This is a genomic window from Moheibacter lacus (genome assembly GCF_014042165.1).
Classification (GTDB): domain Bacteria; phylum Bacteroidota; class Bacteroidia; order Flavobacteriales; family Weeksellaceae; genus Moheibacter; species Moheibacter lacus.
This window is the reverse complement of record NZ_JACDZE010000002.1, coordinates 212,488-230,934: the sequence shown is the minus strand read 5'-3', so window position 1 is coordinate 230,934 and position 18,447 is coordinate 212,488. Positions and strand designations below refer to the sequence as shown.

The window sequence follows — 18,447 nt, the reverse complement described above, 5'->3', positions numbered from 1 at the left end:
ATGGTGGCCTTAACAAAGCCACCATTTATATTGATTGTTTGAAAACCAATTATTTCACAATTTTCATTTCGTCTAACAAATAACCGGCTCCGGCAAATTTATCGATGATGAAAAGGATGTATCTTGCATCTACCATGATGTTTCTACAGATTTCAGGATCATAATTCAAATCACTCATCGTTCCCTCCCAAACACGGTCGAAGTTCAATCCGATCAGATTTCCGTCTTTGTCCAACGCAGGACTTCCAGAATTTCCACCAGTTGTATGATTGGTTGCAATGAAATTTACCGGCATTTTGGCTTTTTTCTTTTTGCCTTCACCATAAATTCCAAAATCTTTTGATTTCTCCAAATCGATCAACTTCTGCGGCAAATCAAATTCATAATCGCCCGGAACATATTTCTCGATCACACCATCCAAATAAGTTTGATAAGGATAACGCGGTTTGTCTTCCGGCTTGTATCCGTCTACTTTTCCATAAGTGACACGCAAAGTCGAATTGGCGTCTGGAAAGAATTTTTTATCAGGAAAAACTTCCAATTGCGCTTTCATATATGTTCTTTGCAATTGGTTCAATTGGTTTTGCGTAGCGGTAAATTTAGGAGAAACTTTTTGTTCATACGCTTTTTGAATCAATCCGATTTCTTGAACCAATGGATCATTTTCCAAAGCTGCGATCAACACTTCATCGTTTTCAAAAGCTTTTTCTGTGTCTTCAATGATGCTCACACCGTTTATTCTTTCTTTTCCGGTTAGAACCGAACTTTGGAAAGTAGAAGCATTGATATGAATGGCGGTTTCCGGTAAAAATTCAGCCGGCACATTTTTTTTGTACAAATCGATCAAAGCCAATGAAACTTCTTGATCCAAATCTGCATCATAATCTTTGTACAATCCTTTTAAATAATTGATGTAACGGTTTTTCAAATCCGAAAACTCAGGTGTTCCTTTTGCTTTGATCAGGTTTTGAACCAAAAGCGCAACACGGAAAGTTTCAGAGTTTCTGTAAATCGCTTCATCAAAATAAATCTCGGCAGTTTGATACGGCGCTTGAAACGTATACAACTCATCCATTTCGTTTAAAAGACTGCCATAGTTTTTGTTCCAATTGGAATTCGCAGCAATTCTTTTGGTGAATTCTGTTTCAAATTCTTTTCTTTTTTCAACGGCATTTGATTTTTTCAATCCCAAACTTTCTCCTGACCATTTTTTATGGTAATTGGAGATTCGGGCGTATTTGGAAGCATATTTAATTCGCGTAGCATTGTCCTGACGCATTTTGGCATTTAAAATTTTCAATGCGACGTCACGGATTCCAATTCTCGCCGGATTGGTTGTTTTCAAAATTTGATCCAGTGCAGAAGCGGGAAGGTATTCGTCCGTACTTCCCGGAAATCCAAACACAAAGGTAAAATCTCCTTCTTTGATTCCTTTGATCGAAACCGGTAAGAAATGTTTGGGTGTGTAGGGAACGTTGTCTGGCGAATATTCAGCTGGTTTGTTGTTTTTGTCGGCATAAATTCTGAACAATGAGAAATCTCCGGTATGACGCGGCCAAGACCAGTTGTCTGTGTCCATCCCAAAATTTCCGATGGCAGAAGGCGGAGCGCCGACCAATCGGACATCTTTGTAGGTTTCTGTGATGAATTGGTAGTATTTATTTCCTTTGTAAAATGCTCGGATGAAAACATCTTGATAAGCTTCTTTTACGACATTTTTAGAGATGATTTCGATGTTGGATTTAACAAATTCCTGTCTTTTTTCCTCTGTCATTTCATCTGAAATACCTTGAAGGATTTTATCTGTAACGTCTTTAATATCCACAATGAAAGTAGCGGTCAAGCCTTTGTTGGGCAATTCTTCGCTGTTGTTCATCGCCCAAAATCCATTTTTCAAATAATCATTTTCCAAACTGGAATGGGATTGGATTTGGCCATAACCACAATGATGGTTGGTCAATAATAATCCTTTTGAAGAAATTACTTCAGAAGTACATCCTCCACCGAAATGCGCGATTGCATCTTTAATGCTCGGTGCGTTTGGTGTAAAAATATCTTCGGCGGAAATCTGCATTCCCATTTGTTTCATTTCGGACTCGTTGAGTTCTGTCGGAATCCACATTCCTCCTCCTTGTTGGGCAAAGGAAAGACCCATCGCTAAAATTGTGCTAAGTACTGCTAAATGTAATTTCATCTTTTAAAAATTCAATTTTCAAAACTACATAAATTTATACGAATGAAAAAGGGTTCCGTAAAGGAACCCCTTTTGGTAAAATTGTTTAGGGATGTTGAAGGTTTTGGTTAGTTTTTGATTACTTTATTGACTATAATTTGATTTTCAGCATGTATTCTGATTAAATAAGTTCCTTTTTCAAATCCGCTAAAATCGATTTGGTTGTTTTGAAGATTTGAAATTGAACTGATTTTCCTTCCGGTCATATCAAAAATTTCAATTTGATCAATCTGTTTTTTTCCATCGATATTCAGCAAGTTTTTCACCGGATTTGGATAAATGCTGAACATTTGTCCATCGATTTCGCTTAGACCTAATTCCTCTACCAGAACTGCAAGGGCTTCGCTTTCACAACCATCAATAGTCTGGGTAACCCAATAAGTTGTTTCGTCCTCAATTAAAGTTGTATCTGGTAAAACCGTAGTCAAAGCTTCGTCTGCATACCAAGTTAAAGTTCCTGTGAAATCGAGATCATCTTCCAAATCTGCGAGTGTTTCTCCATCTTGGAAAAAGAAATCACCAACGGCCATTGGTGCTTCTGGAGCTGGGTTGACACTTACATCGACTTGGATTCTTTCCGACTCACAAGTTCCTCCGGTTGATGTTTCTACCGTCCAATTGTAGAAGAAATAATATACAGAATTGTTGGTATTGGAATTATTGATCGTTCCTCCGGTTACTGATCCTACATCACCAATTGGGTAAGGGAATCCCGGGTGTTCAGATGAAAATTCTCTAACCATTTCCACACTTGGAAAAGCGGCTACAAGTCGATACGTATTTCCGGCTTCCACAGAAAAATCTAAACTCAATTCATGTTGAACCGGATTGGTAGAGTTTCCGGCCGGAACGGCGATAGTGGTTTCGTCAAGTACAGCCCAGTTTACATCGAGTAGTTGAACGATGACATTTCCAGGATTAGCATCGGTTAAATATACATCAACAGCCGTTATCGTAAAGTCTGCTGTCGTATCAAAACTCAAGCCCCATGGCGTGGTTACATCCACAACTGTGGATTGTGAATTGGTGCTTGGTGCTACTCTGGCTCCACCTTCTATGATTTCGCCTCCTCCATTTCCTTGATTGAATGCTTGAACCCAATAAGATGTTGCCTCCGTTAATTCCGGGGTTTCAAACTCAAGTCCGGTAAATATCGGCGTTGTTCCATCGGCAGTATCATACCAATTGACTTCATCAGCATCTGAAGTTGCGGTTATGGTTGTAGATGTTCCTTCACAAACGGGATCTGGAGTTTCGACAGAAAGTGTTGGGTCTGTACATTCCGTATTTTCATCTGCAAATAATAGAGCAAAATACTGAGCGTTACCACTTGAAATGGTAGTAGAAACGCCAGAAGTTGGGTCCAAACGATGGACACCGTTGGAATTGGACCATAAAATATTGCCATCAGCTGTTTCGATAACTCCTCTTGAATTGGATTGAGCCCAGTATTCCAATTGCGTTCCAGTTTCAATATCAAATAGATAGATTCCTCCCGGAGAACTGAAATTGGCAACCAATAAATCTCCATCTTGCGTCATCCACATTTGCTGCGCAAAGTTGAGCACACCAGGATCTACTAAATTATCGATGAAATTTCCATCATAATCCCATCTCTCAATAGGTGAACCACCGTTGATAAAAGAAATATAAACTTCACCATTTCCATTGTCCAGCACATCAAATGATGAACCAGTAGGTGTCAAAAAGTTACCGGTAATTGTACCATCTGTTCCAATTTTCACGATACCATTACCTGGAGCTCCATTATTGGACCCTGCATTGGAAACCCAAACTTCAGAGTCATTGATCAAATCAAATCCTTTGATGTTATCCATTGCTCCGCTGATACTGCTGATGAAATTTCCATCCAAATCAAAGCGAAAAATCATGTCTTCATTTTGATCTGAAATCCAAATTTCTTCTCCCACTTGTCGAATTCCTTTAGGCGTTCCAGGGTTCAGTGCAGTAAGATCGATGAATTCAGGGTCTTCAACTTCTCCCGTCTCGGCATTTAACAATAAAACAAAAGGATCTTGGACGACTGCAATTTTTTCTTGTGAAAAAGATTGAATTGCCAGTAAAATCAAAAACCCTAAAAAGAGTAAATTTTTTTTCATAATGTAAATTTTGAATTATTAGCGTGCTTAAATTACAATTAATTATGTTAATTTATGTTAAAATTGAATCATTTAACAGAAGAATTGAATTAGCATTATAAACCTGATAGGTTTTCTTTCATTTTATTGTCAATCGAATTCAAGTATTTGTTCAAAAAATTCTAATTTTACCGTCTAATTTATTCAAATGAAACACCTATGATTAAGCTAAAATCATAGAGCGGAATGTTAATTTAGGTGTTCCATGTGACCGTTAAAAACAATAAATATTAACTCATGAAAAATTCCTTTTTATTCTTTTTTCTTTCCGTATTTCTGGTTTCTTGTCAGATAACGGAACGCGTTTATTTACAAGAAAACGGCGGTGTGAAATACGAAACTGAATTTGACTTTTCGCAGATGTCAGGATTTATTTTCCCGGAAAACAAAAGAGATTCCCTCCGTCAAATCGGTGAATTTCCGGTGGATACTTTGATGAAGATCGCTGATTTGGAAAATTATTCAGAATTAGGAAATGATAGTATCAGCGATGCAGAAAGAGAATTCATGCAATCTTTGGATAAAATGCGCGTAAGGATGAAGATGGATGAAACGCAAGCCTTGATGAGCATAGGTTTGGAGGAAAAAGATGTGAAAAGTTTCAATGCTTATTTGAAGAAGGTACAGGAATCGAGTGATAAATTGGTGAAAGAAGATCCTGAAGCAGCTAAAAATTTGGCTCAATCAGGTCTTTTGAAAACCATGGAAATCAAATATGATGGAAAAAAATTCCAAAGAATAGCGGGCGAAGTAGATCAATTATTTGGTGAAAAAGATGATAGCGTTTCTATGGCTGCCCAGGAAATGATGGGGATGTTTGAATACAAATTGGAATACCATTTCCCTAAAAGAATCAAATCTTCTAACATTGAAAATGCAACTTATAGTCTAGATGGAAAAACGATGACTGTAGAAGTTCCGATGAGTGAATTGATGGAAAATCCGGAAAAATATAATTTTACGGTTGAATTTGAATAATTCATGGGCATAGGAAGGGTTATTTTGTCCATTATTTTTCCACCGTTAGCAGTTCTAGATAAAGGCTGTGGTTCGATCATCATCGTTACAATTCTGACTTTTTTGGGTTGGATTCCGGGTGTGATTGCTGCCTTGGTTATTTTAAATAATCCGAACCGTTAATTATTAAGAATTAGACAAGAAAATGAAGGAGATTTTTTTTAAAGATTTAGGCGAAAACCAAGATTACCAAAAAACCTGGGACTTTCAGGAAAAACTTTTGGCGGAAAGTGTTGCCGTGAAAATGCGTAACAGAACCAGAGAAAAAAACGGAGAAATCGATTTTGAACCAACTAAAAATCATCTGCTTTTTGTGGAACATCCGCACGTTTATACTTTGGGAAAAAGCGGACACATGGAAAACCTTTTGGCGAACCAAGATTATCTAAATCAAATCCAAGCAACTTTTGTGAAAACCAATCGGGGAGGCGATATCACCTATCATGGACCGGGACAATTGGTCGGTTATCCGATTTTGGATTTGGAGAATTTTAAGCCGGATATCCATTGGTACATGCGGAGTTTGGAAGAAGTCATCATCAAAACCCTTAACGATTTTGGACTGAAAGGCGAACGTTCAAAAGGCGAAACGGGCGTTTGGTTGGATGTCGGGAAACCTTTTGCCAGAAAGATTTGTGCGATGGGTGTAAAAGCTTCTCGTTGGGTGACAATGCATGGATTTGCGCTGAATGTAAACCCCGATTTGAAATATTTTGAATACATCATTCCTTGCGGCATCAAAGACAAAGCCGTGACTTCACTCGAAAGAGAATTGGGAAATCCTGTCCCGATGGATGAAGTCAAAGCAAAAGTCAAACTTTATTTCGAAGAAGTTTTTGAAACGAAGGTTTCTTAAATTCAAGTCAATTGTTTCTCGAAAACCTTGAAAATTTGTAGCTTTCCGATTAAATTTTTTCCGGATGCGCTTTTACTTTTCCTTTATTTTAATTTTCCTTTGGCAATTTGCCTTTTCACAAGATGAAATTTCTTATGTGGATTTCGTCAATCCTTTGATGGGAACGCAATCCAGCTACGAATTATCCAACGGAAATACTTATCCCGCAATTGGCGTTCCTTGGGGCATGAATTATTGGTCGCCACAAACCGGAAAAATGGGCGATGGTTGGATGTACACTTACACCGCAAACAAAATCAAAGGGTTCAAACAAACGCATCAACCATCGCCTTGGATGAATGATTACGGACAATTTTCCATTATGCCGACGATTGGTTTGAAAATGACGGAAACAGAGCGAGAAAGTTGGTTTTCTCACAAAGCCGAAATCAGTAAGCCGTATTATTACCAAGTGTATTTAGCTGATCACGACATCACGACAGAAATCACACCGACCGAACGTGCGGCACAATTCCGATTTACTTTTCCCGAAAGCGAAGATGCATGGATCGTCGTAGATGCATTTGATAAAAATTCGTATGTGAAAATCATTCCGGAAGAACGGAAAATCATCGGGTATTCCACAAGGTACAGTCGTGGAAATTTGATCAATTTTAAGAATTATTTTGTCATCGAATTTGATGAAAAAATAATGGATTTTCGGGTTTGGGATGGAAAGAAAATTCAATCGGGAAAAACGGAAATTACGGCCAATCATTCCATTGCGGCTGTTCGGTTTAAAACAAAAAAAGGAGAAGAAATTCACGCCAAAGTCGCTTCATCCTTTATCAGTTTTGAGCAGGCGGAATTAAATTTAAAACGCGAAATCGGTTCTGATGATTTTGACGAAACGATGGAAAATGCTAAAAATGTTTGGAATGAAAAGTTGAGCAAAATCAAAGTAGAAGGCGGAACGGAAGAACAAATGAAAACATTTTATTCTTGTTTGTATCGGACTTTATTATTTCCAAATAAATTATACGAAATCAATGAAAAGGATAAAATTGTACATTGGAGTCCGTATAACGGTCAAGTCCTCTCCGGAAAAATGTTTGCCGGAACCGGATTTTGGGATACGTTCAGAGCGCTTTATCCCTTGTTGAATTTGGTTTATCCGTCGATCAATCAAGAAATGCAAGAAGGATTGGTCAATGATTTCAAGGAAGGTGGATTTCTTCCCGAATGGTCAAGTCCGGGTTATGCGGACATTATGATTGGAAATAATTCGGCTTCAGTCGTAGCAGACGCTTTTATCAAAAATGGAGGCGAATATGACATCGAAACCCTTTGGAAAGCAGTAATTCACGGAGCCAATCATGAAGGTCCAGTTTCGGCTGTAGGAAGAAAAGGCGTTGGGTTTTACAATTCACTCGGCTATGTTCCTTATGATGTGGACATCAATGAAAATGCTGCGAGAACGCTTGAGTATGCTTATGCCGATTTTTGTATTTGGAAATTGGGAAAAGTGTTAGGAAAACCGGATTCAGAGATTGAAATATTCAAACAAAGAAGTTTGAATTACCGAAATTTATTTGACAAAGAAAGCGGTTGGATGCGTGGTAAAAATCAGAACGGCAGTTTTCAAACTCCTTTTAATCCTTACAAATGGGGCGATGCATTTACGGAAGGAAATAGTTTGCATTATACTTGGTCGGTTTTTCACGATGTTCAAGGCTTAATTGATCTAATGGGTGGAAACAAGAAATTTCTGAATAAACTCGACGAAATTTTTGAAACACCACCGATTTTTGATGATTCCTATTATGGTCAAGTTATCCATGAAATACGTGAAATGCAGATCGTCAACATGGGACAATATGCGCATGGTAACCAACCCATTCAACACATGATTTATTTGTACAATTATGCAGGAGAACCTTATAAAACGCAGTTTTGGGCACGTGAAGTGATGAACAGATTGTATCATTCTTCTCCGGATGGATATTGTGGTGATGAAGACAATGGACAGACTTCCGCCTGGTATGTTTTCAGTGCTTTGGGTTTTTATCCCGTTACGCCGGGTGTTAACCAATATGTTATAGGCGCGCCACTCTTTAAAAAAGCAATTTTAGAATTGGAAAATGGAAATTATTTTGTGATCCAGGCCGATGGGAATTCGGCGGAAAACCGCTATATAAATAAAACTTGGTTTAACGGAAAAAAATACGAAAAAAACTATATGAATTATCAGGACATCGTTAACGGAGGAATATTTTATGTGGAAATGAAAGATGAGCCCAATAAAAATTGGGCTTCTGCAAAAGATGATGTACCTTATTCATTGTCCAACGAAAAATAAATTAAGTCAAATGGAGGAAAACTACATTGAGAAAAACCGAAATGCTTGGAACAAACGTTCTGAATTACACTTCTCATCGGCATTTTATGATGTAGAAGGTTTTTTAAATGGGAAGTCATCCCTGAACCCGATCGAATTGGAATTATTGGGAGATGTGAAAGGGAAATCCATACTGCATCTGCAATGTCATTTCGGACAGGATTCGATTTCTTTGAACCGGTTGGGAGCCGAGGTGACAGGCGTAGATTTGTCTGACAAAGCCATTGAATTGGCTATAGAATTAGCGCAAAAAGCAAATTCTTCCGCCCAATTTATTTGTTCCGATATCTATGATTTACCCTATCATTTGGATGAAAAATTTGATATCGTTTTTACTTCTTATGGAACGATCGGATGGTTACCGGATTTGGATAAATGGGCAAAAATTATTGCAGAATTTTTAAAACCAAATGGTCAATTTGTTTTTGTAGAATTTCATCCTTTCGTTTGGATGTTTGATAACGAATTTGAAAAAATTCAGTACAATTATTTCAAAGGTGAAGCGATTATAGAGACAAAAGATGAATCTTATACCGAAGGAAAATTGGCGGAAACAATTTCTGAAATCAGTTGGAATCATAGTGTAAGTGAAGTTGTTAATTCATTGATTAAAAATAATTTAGAAATTAGATGTTTGGAAGAATTTGATCATTCGCCGTACAATATTTTTCCCGAAATGGAAGAAGTCCAATCAGGTAAATTTCAAATAAAAAAGTTCGGGAATAAATTGCCGTTGCTCTATGCGATTCAAGCGATTAAAACTGGTTGATAAATTCTACAAACAATTTCTGTAAATCCTCAAATTCAGCGAGATTCAAAGATTCGCCTTTGTCAAAAATATCGTGATAATGACCCGGCCCCCCCAGCGTATACACAAAATAGGAGGGAACGCCTTTTTCATAAAACGGACAATGGTCAGAATTACAAGCTTCGCCACGTTTTTTGATTTGTTTGACTAAATTTTGTTTGGAATTAATTTGATTTAAAAGTTCAAATTCTTTGGTGAAAATCGAACTGTTTACGATTTGGATGCCGTCTTCGCCAGCGCCCATGATGTCAAAATTCAATAGAAATTTAATTTTACTTAAATCTACCAATGGATTTTCTACAAAATAAGTAGAACCCAGCAAACCTGCTTCTTCAGCGGCAAAAGCGATGAAAACCAATGAATATTTGGGTAAATTTTTTTTATAGTATTTAGCCAATTCGAGTAGAAATGCGACACCACTTGCGTTGTCACTCGCACCGGGAAAATATACATCACCCACTTTCCCCAAATGGTCATAATGCGCTGTAATAACGATTAAAGAATCTTTGTTTGTTCCTTCGATTTTACCGATTACATTTTTCGCTTTGAAATTATTTTGAAATTCAGTTTCAATTTTGTAGTCATTGATTTTCAAATCATTGGAAAAATATTTTCCGTCGATGAAAAATTCTGAAATGCTGTCTTGAACTTGGGATAGGGAAGCGGTCAATTTTTCTTTTGTGAAAAAGAAAATCGCACGGTTTCGGTTTTCTTCCGGTCGATAAAAACTTGGCCAATTTTTATAATATTGATTGAGCGAGTCCACTTCAAAATGATGCGGCGGAAATACCACATTTTTGGAGTTCTGTGCCAACATATCCCGTTGGATGAAATCAATTAATGCATTTTCAGATTTTAATGCATTTTCAAAATCCAAAGGATCGAATATGTAATTTGGGTTTTCATGAAATGAAATTGATTTGGAATTGGGTTTTACGATGAAATCGATTCCATAGCGCAATTTTTGGTTGTTGATTTTAAGTGCAGCATCTTTGATGATGTTGATAGGCATCGTAAATTCCTGAAAATAAGAGCTATTTATTTTTTCTAATCCTATTTTATCAAATTGATCAGCGATGAAATCGGCTGATTTCCCCATTCCATTTTCAACATATCCGCGACCGGAAAATTCGGGTGAGGTTAAAATTGAAATGGTGTTTTTCGGCTCAATTAAAGAAGCGGATATTTCTTGGGCAAAAAGAAAATTTGAAAAAGAAAGAAATATTAAAAAATGAAAAAACCTTGTCAAGTTTAGAATTTGACAAGGTTTTTTGATCGGATTTGAATTCATATTATCCATTTACCGCTTCTACGTTTTCTACTTTTCCGGGCATCATTTGTTTCAACATGGATTCGATCCCGTTTTTTAGCGTAATGGTAGAAGAAGGACAGCCTGAACAAGCGCCTTGAAGCAGCATGCGGGCGGTTTTTGTATCTTCTTCAAATTCAATCAATTGGATATTTCCTCCATCCCCTGCGACAGCCGGTTGGATGTATTCGGTGATGATGTCTTTGATTTGCATTTCGACATCTGTATATTCTTTTTTGATGAATTCTTTTTCAAATGGATTTTGCAGAGGAACATATTCACTTCCTACGATTTCATCACCTTTTTGTAAATATTCCAAAAGGAAATAACGCAATTCAAGTGCGAGTTCGTTCCAGTCGGCTGTTTCTATTTTCGTAATCGAAATATAATTCTCAGAAACAAAAACTTCTTTTACATAATCAAATTGGTACAAGGCTTTAGCTAGTGGAAAATGCGCTGTATCTTCTGCATTTTTTGACTCGGCTATTCCATTGTAAAGCAATTTATTGGTCACAAATTTCATTACGGCAGGATTAGGCGTCATTTCTACATAAAGCGTGAAAGGATCTTCTTCTTGCGCTGACATCAAAATCGTACCATCAATCAAATGTTGGTTGACGATTTGTTTCAATTCATCTGCTACCATTTCCCATTCGACGGCATCTGTTTTTTGGACGGCAACAAAATTCGCCGTAATGTAAACCTTTGAAACAAAGGGGAATTGAAGGATTTCCTGAGCCAATAATGAATCGGTTGCTGGATCATCTTTCCCCAACTCTAGCGCACCCGTCGTTAAGGTTTCGTCACAAACAAATTTTAAAATATTTGGATTGGGTGTTGTATCAATATAAACTCTCATCATGAGGGCAAATTTACGGCATTTATATATTTAAATCGGTCAGAATATCATATTTAAAACTAATCTAATGATTAGAAATTTTCGATCTAAATCAATTTTTTATCAGAACAGGTGTAAATTGCACAATTAGACAGAAAACATAAAATTACAATGGCGCTAATTAAGAAATTAAACGAGAAAGAACCTCAATTTGGAGAGAATTGTTATTTGGCAGAAACGGCTGTCATCATCGGTGATGTGGTCATGGGAAAGGACTGTAGTATATGGTACAATGCGGTTTTGCGGGGCGATGTACATTATATCAAGATGGGCGATAAAGTCAATATTCAAGATAACGCAATGGTACATTGTACCTACCAAAAGTCTCCAACGAACATTGGCAATCATGTTTCTATCGGGCATAACGCTATCGTTCATGGTTGTACGATCCATGACAATGTATTGATTGGAATGGGCGCTATCGTGATGGACGATTGTGTCGTAGAGTCTTATTCGATCGTGGCGGCTGGAGCTGTGGTTACCCAAAACACGCATATCAAAGAAGGAGAGCTTTGGGCCGGAATTCCAGCGAAAAAAATCGGGATGGTTTCTCAAAACTTAAAAGAAGGAGAAATCGAACGAATTGCCAATAATTATGTGAAATATAGTAGTTGGTACAAGTGATTTTAGTGATTGGTAATTGGTAAATAGTAATTGGTAATTAGAAATAATAAAAAAGTCGTTTCAGATTTTGAAGCGGCTTTTTTGATCCAATTTGAATCAAACTTAATGTTTCCATCCGAGAGAAAATCCCTCACCGTTAGTTTGTTTTTTTGTGAACTTTGTGCATTTTGCTTTGTGTTCTTGGTGGTAAACCCTTCGACTTAGTTCATGAACTTTTAACCACAAATGGTCACATCCGCCGCGGCGGACACAAAGAACACTATTGTTTTATTTAGTCAGCTTCAGTCGACCTTCTCAACTCTTCGCCATCAGGCGATGGTAATTTAGTTAAATTCTTGATTTATAGGTTCTAATTTCTCTTGGGAATTTTTCTTTTTACTGATCAACCAAAGCCCGATGAATGTCAACAAACCGTTCAGAACAATTAATTCTACGCCGATTCGGTAATCGGTAAATTGAATAAACAATTCATTGATCGTATAGGTAATAACCGGAGCGATTAAAGCCACACTTAAAATGGCAAACTTTAGCGAAATGGTTCTTTTGGTTAAAATCCCAAATGCAAATAATCCTAAAAGCGGTCCATAAGTATATCCTGCAACGTTCATGATAAGATAAACAATAGATTTATCGTTGATCCATTTGAAAATTAATATCAACAAAAAGAAAATGACGGTAAAAACCAAATGTACTGTGATTCGGGTTTTCTTTTTCTGTGATTCAGACATTTTTTCGTTATCATTCATCTTCAATAAATCCACACAAAATGAACTTGTCAGTGATGTCAAAGCTCCATCAGCTGATGGAAACAAAGCGGAAATCAATCCGATGATAAAAATGACCGCAATGAACAATGGGAAAAATCCTTGAAGGGAAAGAGCAGGGAAGATGTCATCGCCCATGATGTTTTGGATTTCTCCGGCTGCGTTTTTAAATCCAAAAACCCCATCTCCATAAACCGCTCCGTTTTGCATCGAATAGAGATACAACAAACCACCCAAAAACAAAAAGGCAAAATTCACAATCAAAAGCGTTCCGGCAAACGTCAGCATATTCTTTTTGGAATTGTATAGATTGTCAACACTGATATTTTTTTGCATCATTTCCTGATCCAATCCTGTCATTGCAATCGTAATAAACATTCCGCCTATCAAGGATTTTAGAAAATAAGTCGCCGAATTTCCATCAAAATTCATCAAATGTGTATAATTGTATTCTGCTAATTTTGTATAACCTTCCGAGGCCGACATATCCAATTGTGTCAACACATAAATGATACAAATCACCAAACTCAACAACATGAAAGTCGTCTGTAAAGTATCTGTCACCACGATGGTTTTCACACCGCCTTCATACGTATAGAGCACGATCATCAATAAAATAACCAACGTCGTCAACCAAAATGGAATTCCGATTTGGTCCAATAAGAATATTTGTAAAACATTGATTACCAGGAATAAACGAGCTGTAGCGCCAATTCCTCTTGAAATAATAAAAAAGATGGATCCGGTTTTGTGTGCTTCCACATTGAATCTCCTGCCTAAATAAGTATAAATCGAAGTTAGATTCATCCGATAATAAAGTGGAAGAAGGATAAATGCCACAATGAAATACCCTAGAAAAAATCCGACGACCATCATGTAATATTCAAATCCGCCGTAGACATATTCCGTTCCGGTAAGTTTCCCGACTGTTCCCGGCACAGAAATAAAAGTGACACCACTTAAACTCGTTCCGATCATCCCAAATGCTACCAACCACCATTTGCTTTTTCGATTTCCTATAAAAAAGGATTGATTATCAGCGTTTTTACTGGTTCTATAGGCGATAAAAAGTAGTCCTACGAAATAGATAACTACGCAAATTAAAATGATGGTTGAATTCATATTGGATCAAAATTTCATCCAAAAATAGTATTTTTCAATTGGAATGAAACAGAGAATTTATTTTGTATTCCCAAAGCAGAAACCAAAGCCTTTTTGGATTCGCTATGGTTGTGTATCTTTACATCCAATTTAGGGAAAAAGGAAAATGAACTACCCAAGTAAAGTTTTGGAGCGCGCAGTGGAAGAAATCTCACATCTACCGGGGATCGGGAAAAGGACGGCATTGCGTTTGGTTTTGCATATGTTGAACCGTCCTGTTTCCCAAACTGAAAATTTGGCAAATGCGCTGAATCATCTCGTTCAGGATATCCAATATTGTGAAAAATGCCATACTATTTCAGATGCGCATATTTGTCAGATTTGTGCCAATCCACTTCGTGATTCATCTGTGATTTGTGTGGTGGAAGATGTACGTGATGTGATGGCGATTGAAAACACTGGACAGTTCAAAGGTGTTTACCATGTTTTGGGTGGGAGAATTTCGCCGATGGATGGAATCGGTCCGGGACAATTACAAATCGAATCATTGTTGAAAAGAATTGAAAATGAGTCAGTTGGAGAATTGATTTTTGCATTAAGTTCTACAATGGAAGGAGATACAACGGCTTTTTATCTGTACAAAGTTTTAAAAGATTTCAATGTCAATTTTTCAACCATCGCAAGAGGAATTGGAGTAGGAGATGAGCTGGAATATGCAGATGAAGCGACACTTGTACGCTCTATCCAAAACCGAATTCCTTATGTTGAATCAACGTTGAAAGGATGAAAGTTTCAGTCGTAATCGTCAGTTATAATGCCCGGTATTATTTGGAACAATGTCTTTACAGTGTTGAAAAAGCATTAGAAAACATTGAAGGAGAAATCATCGTTGTGGACAATGATTCGCCTGAAAAACCGATTGATTTCATCCGAAATCATTTTCCAAATGTTCAATTCATCGAATCAAAAGAAAATTTAGGCTTTGCAAAAGCCAATAATCTCGGTGTAAAAAAAGCAAAAGGCGAATATGTCTTGATTTTAAATCCAGATACCTTGGTTCCTGAAAATTTATTTGAAAAGATAATTCCATTTGCAGATGCCAATGTTAAAATGGGCGCTTTGGGTGTCAGACTTATCGATGCCAACGGGAATTTTCATCCGGAAAGCAAACGAAATATTCCTACTTTACAAAATACCTTTGGGAAATTATTTGGGACGTTGATTGATAAAAAGAATGCAAAAGGTTATTATAAATCAAATGTTGGCGAATTGGATATAGCTCCTGCAGAAGTCTTGGTCGGTGCATTTATGTTTTTGAAAAAATCGGTTTATGAAAAAGTAGGCGGATTTGATGAACGGTATTTCATGTATGGTGAAGACATCGATTTGAGTTATTCCTTGGAATTAAACGGTTTTACCAATTATTATTTTGGCGAAATTTCCGTTTTGCATTACAAAGGAGAAAGCACAAGAAAGGACAAAAAATACTTGAAAATCTTTTTTGGTGCGATGGAAATTTTCATTAAAAAATATTATGGAAAACATTTCTTTCGCTATCAAATTTTCAGTTTAGGGCTCAAACTCCGGTATTTTTGGGCGAATCTGAACGGTGCATTTAAGCCGGAAGATAAAAAGGAAAAACTTGGAGTGGAGCTGGATTCTTTGGAACGAATCAATTCGGTAGAGGACATAAAAGAAAATTCCGCCCAAATTTTATTGGACGGAAATATTTTTACGCATGGTGAAATGTTGGAAATCATCTCAAATCATGCAAAACCCGGAATACAATTTTTCATTCAACCCAAAGCGATGGATGTGATAATTGGCGATTCGGGACCGGTGAAGATTTAGTGTGCAGAATCCTTTGGCTCAGCCGTAGCATGATCATGAGCCGTAGTAGAATCCGATTTCTCTGTGGCATGTGCAGGATCTACATGCTCCTTTTGCGCTTCATGTCCTTCGTGTGCATGATCTCCACCATGATGATCCATTTCTTCCGCAACTCCCTCATGCACAACCGGCAATACGTTTTGATTACCACCTGGAGTAGCATCACAACTTGCCAAAATAAATGCTCCTGCGATTAATAGTCCAAATTTTTTCATGTTTAATTTTTTTATGCTTAATATTTCTAACTTATTTTAATTCTGCAATTTTCTGGATTCCGCCTTTGGTTTTATCGCCAATTTTCACCAAAATTTCGGTTCCTAACGGTAAAAAGATATCCAACCTAGAACCAAATTTTATAAATCCATATTCGACACCGGCGTTGGCATCATCGCCTTCTTTTGCATAAAGCACGATTCGTCTGGCAACAGCTCCGGCGATTTGACGGAAAAGCACATTGGCCTTATTTTCAGTTTCTACAACGACAGTAGTTCTTTCATTTAGTTCTGAAGATTTGGGATGAAAGGCTACCAAATATTTACCGGGATGGTATTTTGTATAGATTACTTTCCCGGAAACAGGATATCGATTTACATGAACATTTAAAGGCGACATGAAAATAGAAAGTTGGATACATTTTCCTTTGATGAATTCTTTTTCTTCTACTTCTTCGATTACCACAACTTTACCATCTACCGGAGCAATCACATCATAAACGGTCGATTCTCCAAATCTTTCAGGATTTCGGAAAAACCAAACGATAAATCCGAATAAAATCCAAAAGGGAAGCATTAAAATATACGAATAATAAGCCGGAACAAATACATACAAAGCAATGCTTATCAGTAGAAATGCCAGAAAAAATCCGATCAATATCATTCTACCTTCTTTGTGTAACTTCATCAATTCTTAATTTAGTAAAAAACTGTTTTTCAAGGTTTTATTTAAAAATTCATTTACCAAATACCGGTAATTAGCAAATACAAATAAACCATCGGGATGACAAATATAAAACTATCCAATCTATCTAAAAAACCACCATGACCCGGAATCCATTTTCCACTGTCTTTCGTATTGAAACTTCGCTTCAATTTCGACTCAACGATATCTCCAATTGGAGCAGCTATAGCGACGATCATGCTGATGATCATCCAGTTAAATCGGCTTTCCGGGAAAATGTGAAATTCCAAAACATATCCGACGATCAATGTAAACAAAAAACCGCCGATGGCTCCTTCCCATGTTTTTCCATTCGAAATTTTTGGGACCAATTTATGTTTTCCCCAAAGACTTCCCACCACATATGCCATGATGTCGCTGATCCATATCAAAATGAAAATAAACAATATCTCATTTGAAATCACTTCTTTACCTAAATCATAAGAAATCTGAGGAATGGTCAATGCCAATGAAAATGGAACGGCGATGTAAATCACAGCAATTGTTGCATTTCCAAATTCGACATACAATTCTTTGGTAGAAAAAAGAATGGTAAAACAAGCCAATAAAAACAAGACCGGTCCTGCAAAACTTAAGGATTGAAGAACAAATGCGCTATGCTGATTGAATAAATAATCTGAGAAAAAATAAAAAATACCGGCTGAGCCAATAACGGCCAAAGCGATATACAATTTGTCGGAAAGTTCCGTGATAGAAATGTATTCCATCAAACATAAAACGAGAAAAAGCGCCATAAGACCGGCAAAAAACCAAGGTCCCATCGTCGTTCCCAAAACTACCAATCCTATATAAACGCTCCCCGAAAGGATGCGGGGTAATAAATCTTTCATTTGATCTGTTTCATATTTTGGTAGAGAATTTAAATCTGTTCAACCAAAAGCAAATAAATATTTTTTGCATTGGCAGAAGAATCGACGTTATGTAGATTTTTTCCGCGTATAGAGGTTATATTGGTTGGTAGATTTTCGTTTTTGGAGGATTTTAACCTCTGAAGCGCTTCACTTATATTGGAAACCAATTGCCCCGGACTTGCATAAACGATCACATTATTTGGAATGTCTTCTTGCTTTCTTCCATTGGTTTGATGGGAGGAAAGCATGATCGCACCATCAAATGCTACTAAATATTCACATTCAATAAATGCAAAATTTGAAAATGATTTGAAATTTTGAATTTGATTGACATTCAATCGATTCAACAAGGATTTTAATTTGTTGTCGAAACAAATTACCTCATCAATTTGCTCATTGTCAACGATATCCTTTAAATTCTCAAGTGCTTCTTGTTCATTTTCACAATAGAAAAAATGACCACCACCATTGACGAAATTTCGGGTAAACAAAACGTCGATAGGTTCTTTGGATTGAAAAGTTACAAATTCCAAATCAGATTCTTCGTTTTCCGTTTCATCGGATGGGGGAACAATAAGTTGTTTTATCTTTTTCCACATACTC

At 37.0% G+C, this 18,447-nt stretch carries 17 protein-coding genes; 8 read left to right on the top strand and 9 right to left on the bottom strand.

The genetic code is table 11. From position 1 onward, the window contains the following. Positions 1–49: 49 nt before the first annotated feature. Both HU137_RS09225 and HU137_RS09220 read right to left on the bottom strand, forming a co-directional pair. Positions 50–2,194 carry a S46 family peptidase gene (locus HU137_RS09225; protein WP_182043555.1) on the bottom strand — a complete coding sequence of 715 codons (2,145 nt, stop codon included), beginning with the start codon at positions 2,192–2,194 and terminating at the stop codon, positions 50–52. Between the two features lie 107 nt (positions 2,195–2,301). After that, positions 2,302–4,353, bottom strand: coding sequence for an Ig-like domain-containing protein (locus HU137_RS09220; RefSeq protein ID WP_182043554.1), 2,052 nt, complete (start codon positions 4,351–4,353; stop codon positions 2,302–2,304). 276 nt (positions 4,354–4,629) lie between these two features. On the opposite strand from HU137_RS09220, the gene HU137_RS09215 reads away from it, so the two are divergent. The 5 genes from HU137_RS09215 to HU137_RS09195 all read left to right on the top strand — a co-directional run bounded on the left by HU137_RS09215 (position 4,630) and on the right by HU137_RS09195 (position 9,411). After that, positions 4,630–5,370, top strand: a complete 741-nt coding sequence (locus tag HU137_RS09215; protein ID WP_182043553.1) for a hypothetical protein — start codon at positions 4,630–4,632, stop codon at positions 5,368–5,370. A 3-nt stretch (positions 5,371–5,373) separates the two neighbouring features. Then, positions 5,374–5,532, top strand: a complete 159-nt coding sequence (locus HU137_RS09210) for a YqaE/Pmp3 family membrane protein (RefSeq protein WP_182043552.1) — start codon at positions 5,374–5,376, stop codon at positions 5,530–5,532. Between the two features lie 22 nt (positions 5,533–5,554). Next, positions 5,555–6,265: a lipoyl(octanoyl) transferase LipB gene (gene lipB, locus HU137_RS09205; RefSeq protein ID WP_182043551.1), complete on the top strand. Its 711-nt coding sequence runs from the start codon at positions 5,555–5,557 to the stop codon at positions 6,263–6,265. 64 nt (positions 6,266–6,329) lie between these two features. Further along, positions 6,330–8,603, top strand: coding sequence for a GH92 family glycosyl hydrolase (locus HU137_RS09200; protein WP_182043550.1), 2,274 nt, complete (start codon positions 6,330–6,332; stop codon positions 8,601–8,603). 10 nt (positions 8,604–8,613) lie between these two features. Beyond that, entirely contained in the window at positions 8,614–9,411 is a 798-nt protein-coding gene (locus HU137_RS09195) for a class I SAM-dependent methyltransferase (protein WP_220457204.1), read from the top strand. Here the strand turns inward: HU137_RS09195 and HU137_RS09190 are convergent. Further along, positions 9,398–10,741, bottom strand: a complete 1,344-nt coding sequence (locus HU137_RS09190) for a M28 family metallopeptidase (RefSeq protein WP_182043549.1) — start codon at positions 10,739–10,741, stop codon at positions 9,398–9,400. The genes HU137_RS09195 and HU137_RS09190 overlap by 14 nt on opposite strands. Before the next feature lies 1 nt (position 10,742). Then, on the bottom strand, positions 10,743–11,621 hold the full coding sequence (locus HU137_RS09185; protein ID WP_182043548.1) for a NifU family protein: 879 nt from the start codon (positions 11,619–11,621) through the stop codon (positions 10,743–10,745). Positions 11,622–11,768: 147 nt separating this feature from the next. On the opposite strand from HU137_RS09185, the gene HU137_RS09180 reads away from it, so the two are divergent. After that, complete coding sequence (locus tag HU137_RS09180; RefSeq protein ID WP_182043547.1) at positions 11,769–12,281, top strand: gamma carbonic anhydrase family protein; 513 nt, start codon at positions 11,769–11,771, stop codon at positions 12,279–12,281. A gap of 323 nt (positions 12,282–12,604) precedes the next feature. Here HU137_RS09180 and HU137_RS09175 read toward each other — a convergent pair whose 3' ends face one another. Next, positions 12,605–14,167 (bottom strand): sodium:solute symporter, encoded by a 1,563-nt coding sequence (locus HU137_RS09175; protein ID WP_182043546.1) that lies wholly within the window; start codon positions 14,165–14,167, stop codon positions 12,605–12,607. Positions 14,168–14,312: 145 nt separating this feature from the next. Between HU137_RS09175 and recR the strand changes: the two genes are divergently transcribed. Together recR and HU137_RS09165 are read left to right on the top strand one after the other, a co-directional pair. After that, positions 14,313–14,933, top strand: a complete 621-nt coding sequence (gene recR, locus HU137_RS09170) for a recombination mediator RecR (protein WP_182043545.1) — start codon at positions 14,313–14,315, stop codon at positions 14,931–14,933. Then, a complete protein-coding gene (locus HU137_RS09165; protein ID WP_182043544.1) occupies positions 14,930–15,997 on the top strand; it encodes a glycosyltransferase family 2 protein in 1,068 nt (355 codons plus the stop codon). The genes recR and HU137_RS09165 overlap by 4 nt, the downstream gene beginning before the upstream one ends. On the opposite strand, the gene HU137_RS09160 is transcribed toward HU137_RS09165, so the two are convergent. From HU137_RS09160 to HU137_RS09145, 4 genes are read right to left on the bottom strand one after another with little or no spacing between them, the layout of a single operon-like run. Next, entirely contained in the window at positions 15,994–16,251 is a 258-nt protein-coding gene (locus HU137_RS09160; protein WP_182043543.1) for a hypothetical protein, read from the bottom strand. The two genes, HU137_RS09165 and HU137_RS09160, sit on opposite strands and share 4 nt — an antisense overlap. Before the next feature lie 31 nt (positions 16,252–16,282). Then, positions 16,283–16,936, bottom strand: a complete 654-nt coding sequence (locus tag HU137_RS09155) for a phosphatidylserine decarboxylase family protein (RefSeq protein WP_182043542.1) — start codon at positions 16,934–16,936, stop codon at positions 16,283–16,285. A 53-nt stretch (positions 16,937–16,989) separates the two neighbouring features. Further along, on the bottom strand, positions 16,990–17,823 hold the full coding sequence (locus tag HU137_RS09150) for a phosphatidate cytidylyltransferase (protein WP_182043541.1): 834 nt from the start codon (positions 17,821–17,823) through the stop codon (positions 16,990–16,992). A 29-nt stretch (positions 17,824–17,852) separates the two neighbouring features. Beyond that, on the bottom strand, positions 17,853–18,443 hold the full coding sequence (locus HU137_RS09145) for an LUD domain-containing protein (RefSeq protein ID WP_182043540.1): 591 nt from the start codon (positions 18,441–18,443) through the stop codon (positions 17,853–17,855). Between the last annotated feature and the right edge of the window lie 4 nt (positions 18,444–18,447).

Coding starts and splice junctions, on each gene's coding strand:
- HU137_RS09210 (WP_182043552.1), top strand. CDS start 5,374: ATGGGCATAGGAAGGGTTATTTTGTCCATTATTTTTCCACCGTTAGCA.
- HU137_RS09200 (WP_182043550.1), top strand. CDS start 6,330: ATGCGCTTTTACTTTTCCTTTATTTTAATTTTCCTTTGGCAATTTGCC.
- HU137_RS09225 (WP_182043555.1), bottom strand. CDS start 2,194: ATGAAATTACATTTAGCAGTACTTAGCACAATTTTAGCGATGGGTCTT.
- HU137_RS09175 (WP_182043546.1), bottom strand. CDS start 14,167: ATGAATTCAACCATCATTTTAATTTGCGTAGTTATCTATTTCGTAGGA.
- lipB (WP_182043551.1), top strand. CDS start 5,555: ATGAAGGAGATTTTTTTTAAAGATTTAGGCGAAAACCAAGATTACCAA.
- HU137_RS09190 (WP_182043549.1), bottom strand. CDS start 10,741: ATGAATTCAAATCCGATCAAAAAACCTTGTCAAATTCTAAACTTGACA.
- HU137_RS09215 (WP_182043553.1), top strand. CDS start 4,630: ATGAAAAATTCCTTTTTATTCTTTTTTCTTTCCGTATTTCTGGTTTCT.
- HU137_RS09185 (WP_182043548.1), bottom strand. CDS start 11,621: ATGATGAGAGTTTATATTGATACAACACCCAATCCAAATATTTTAAAA.
- HU137_RS09195 (WP_220457204.1), top strand. CDS start 8,614: ATGGAGGAAAACTACATTGAGAAAAACCGAAATGCTTGGAACAAACGT.
- HU137_RS09160 (WP_182043543.1), bottom strand. CDS start 16,251: ATGAAAAAATTTGGACTATTAATCGCAGGAGCATTTATTTTGGCAAGT.
- HU137_RS09220 (WP_182043554.1), bottom strand. CDS start 4,353: ATGAAAAAAAATTTACTCTTTTTAGGGTTTTTGATTTTACTGGCAATT.
- HU137_RS09180 (WP_182043547.1), top strand. CDS start 11,769: ATGGCGCTAATTAAGAAATTAAACGAGAAAGAACCTCAATTTGGAGAG.
- HU137_RS09145 (WP_182043540.1), bottom strand. CDS start 18,443: ATGTGGAAAAAGATAAAACAACTTATTGTTCCCCCATCCGATGAAACG.
- recR (WP_182043545.1), top strand. CDS start 14,313: ATGAACTACCCAAGTAAAGTTTTGGAGCGCGCAGTGGAAGAAATCTCA.
- HU137_RS09150 (WP_182043541.1), bottom strand. CDS start 17,823: ATGAAAGATTTATTACCCCGCATCCTTTCGGGGAGCGTTTATATAGGA.
- HU137_RS09155 (WP_182043542.1), bottom strand. CDS start 16,936: ATGAAGTTACACAAAGAAGGTAGAATGATATTGATCGGATTTTTTCTG.
- HU137_RS09165 (WP_182043544.1), top strand. CDS start 14,930: ATGAAAGTTTCAGTCGTAATCGTCAGTTATAATGCCCGGTATTATTTG.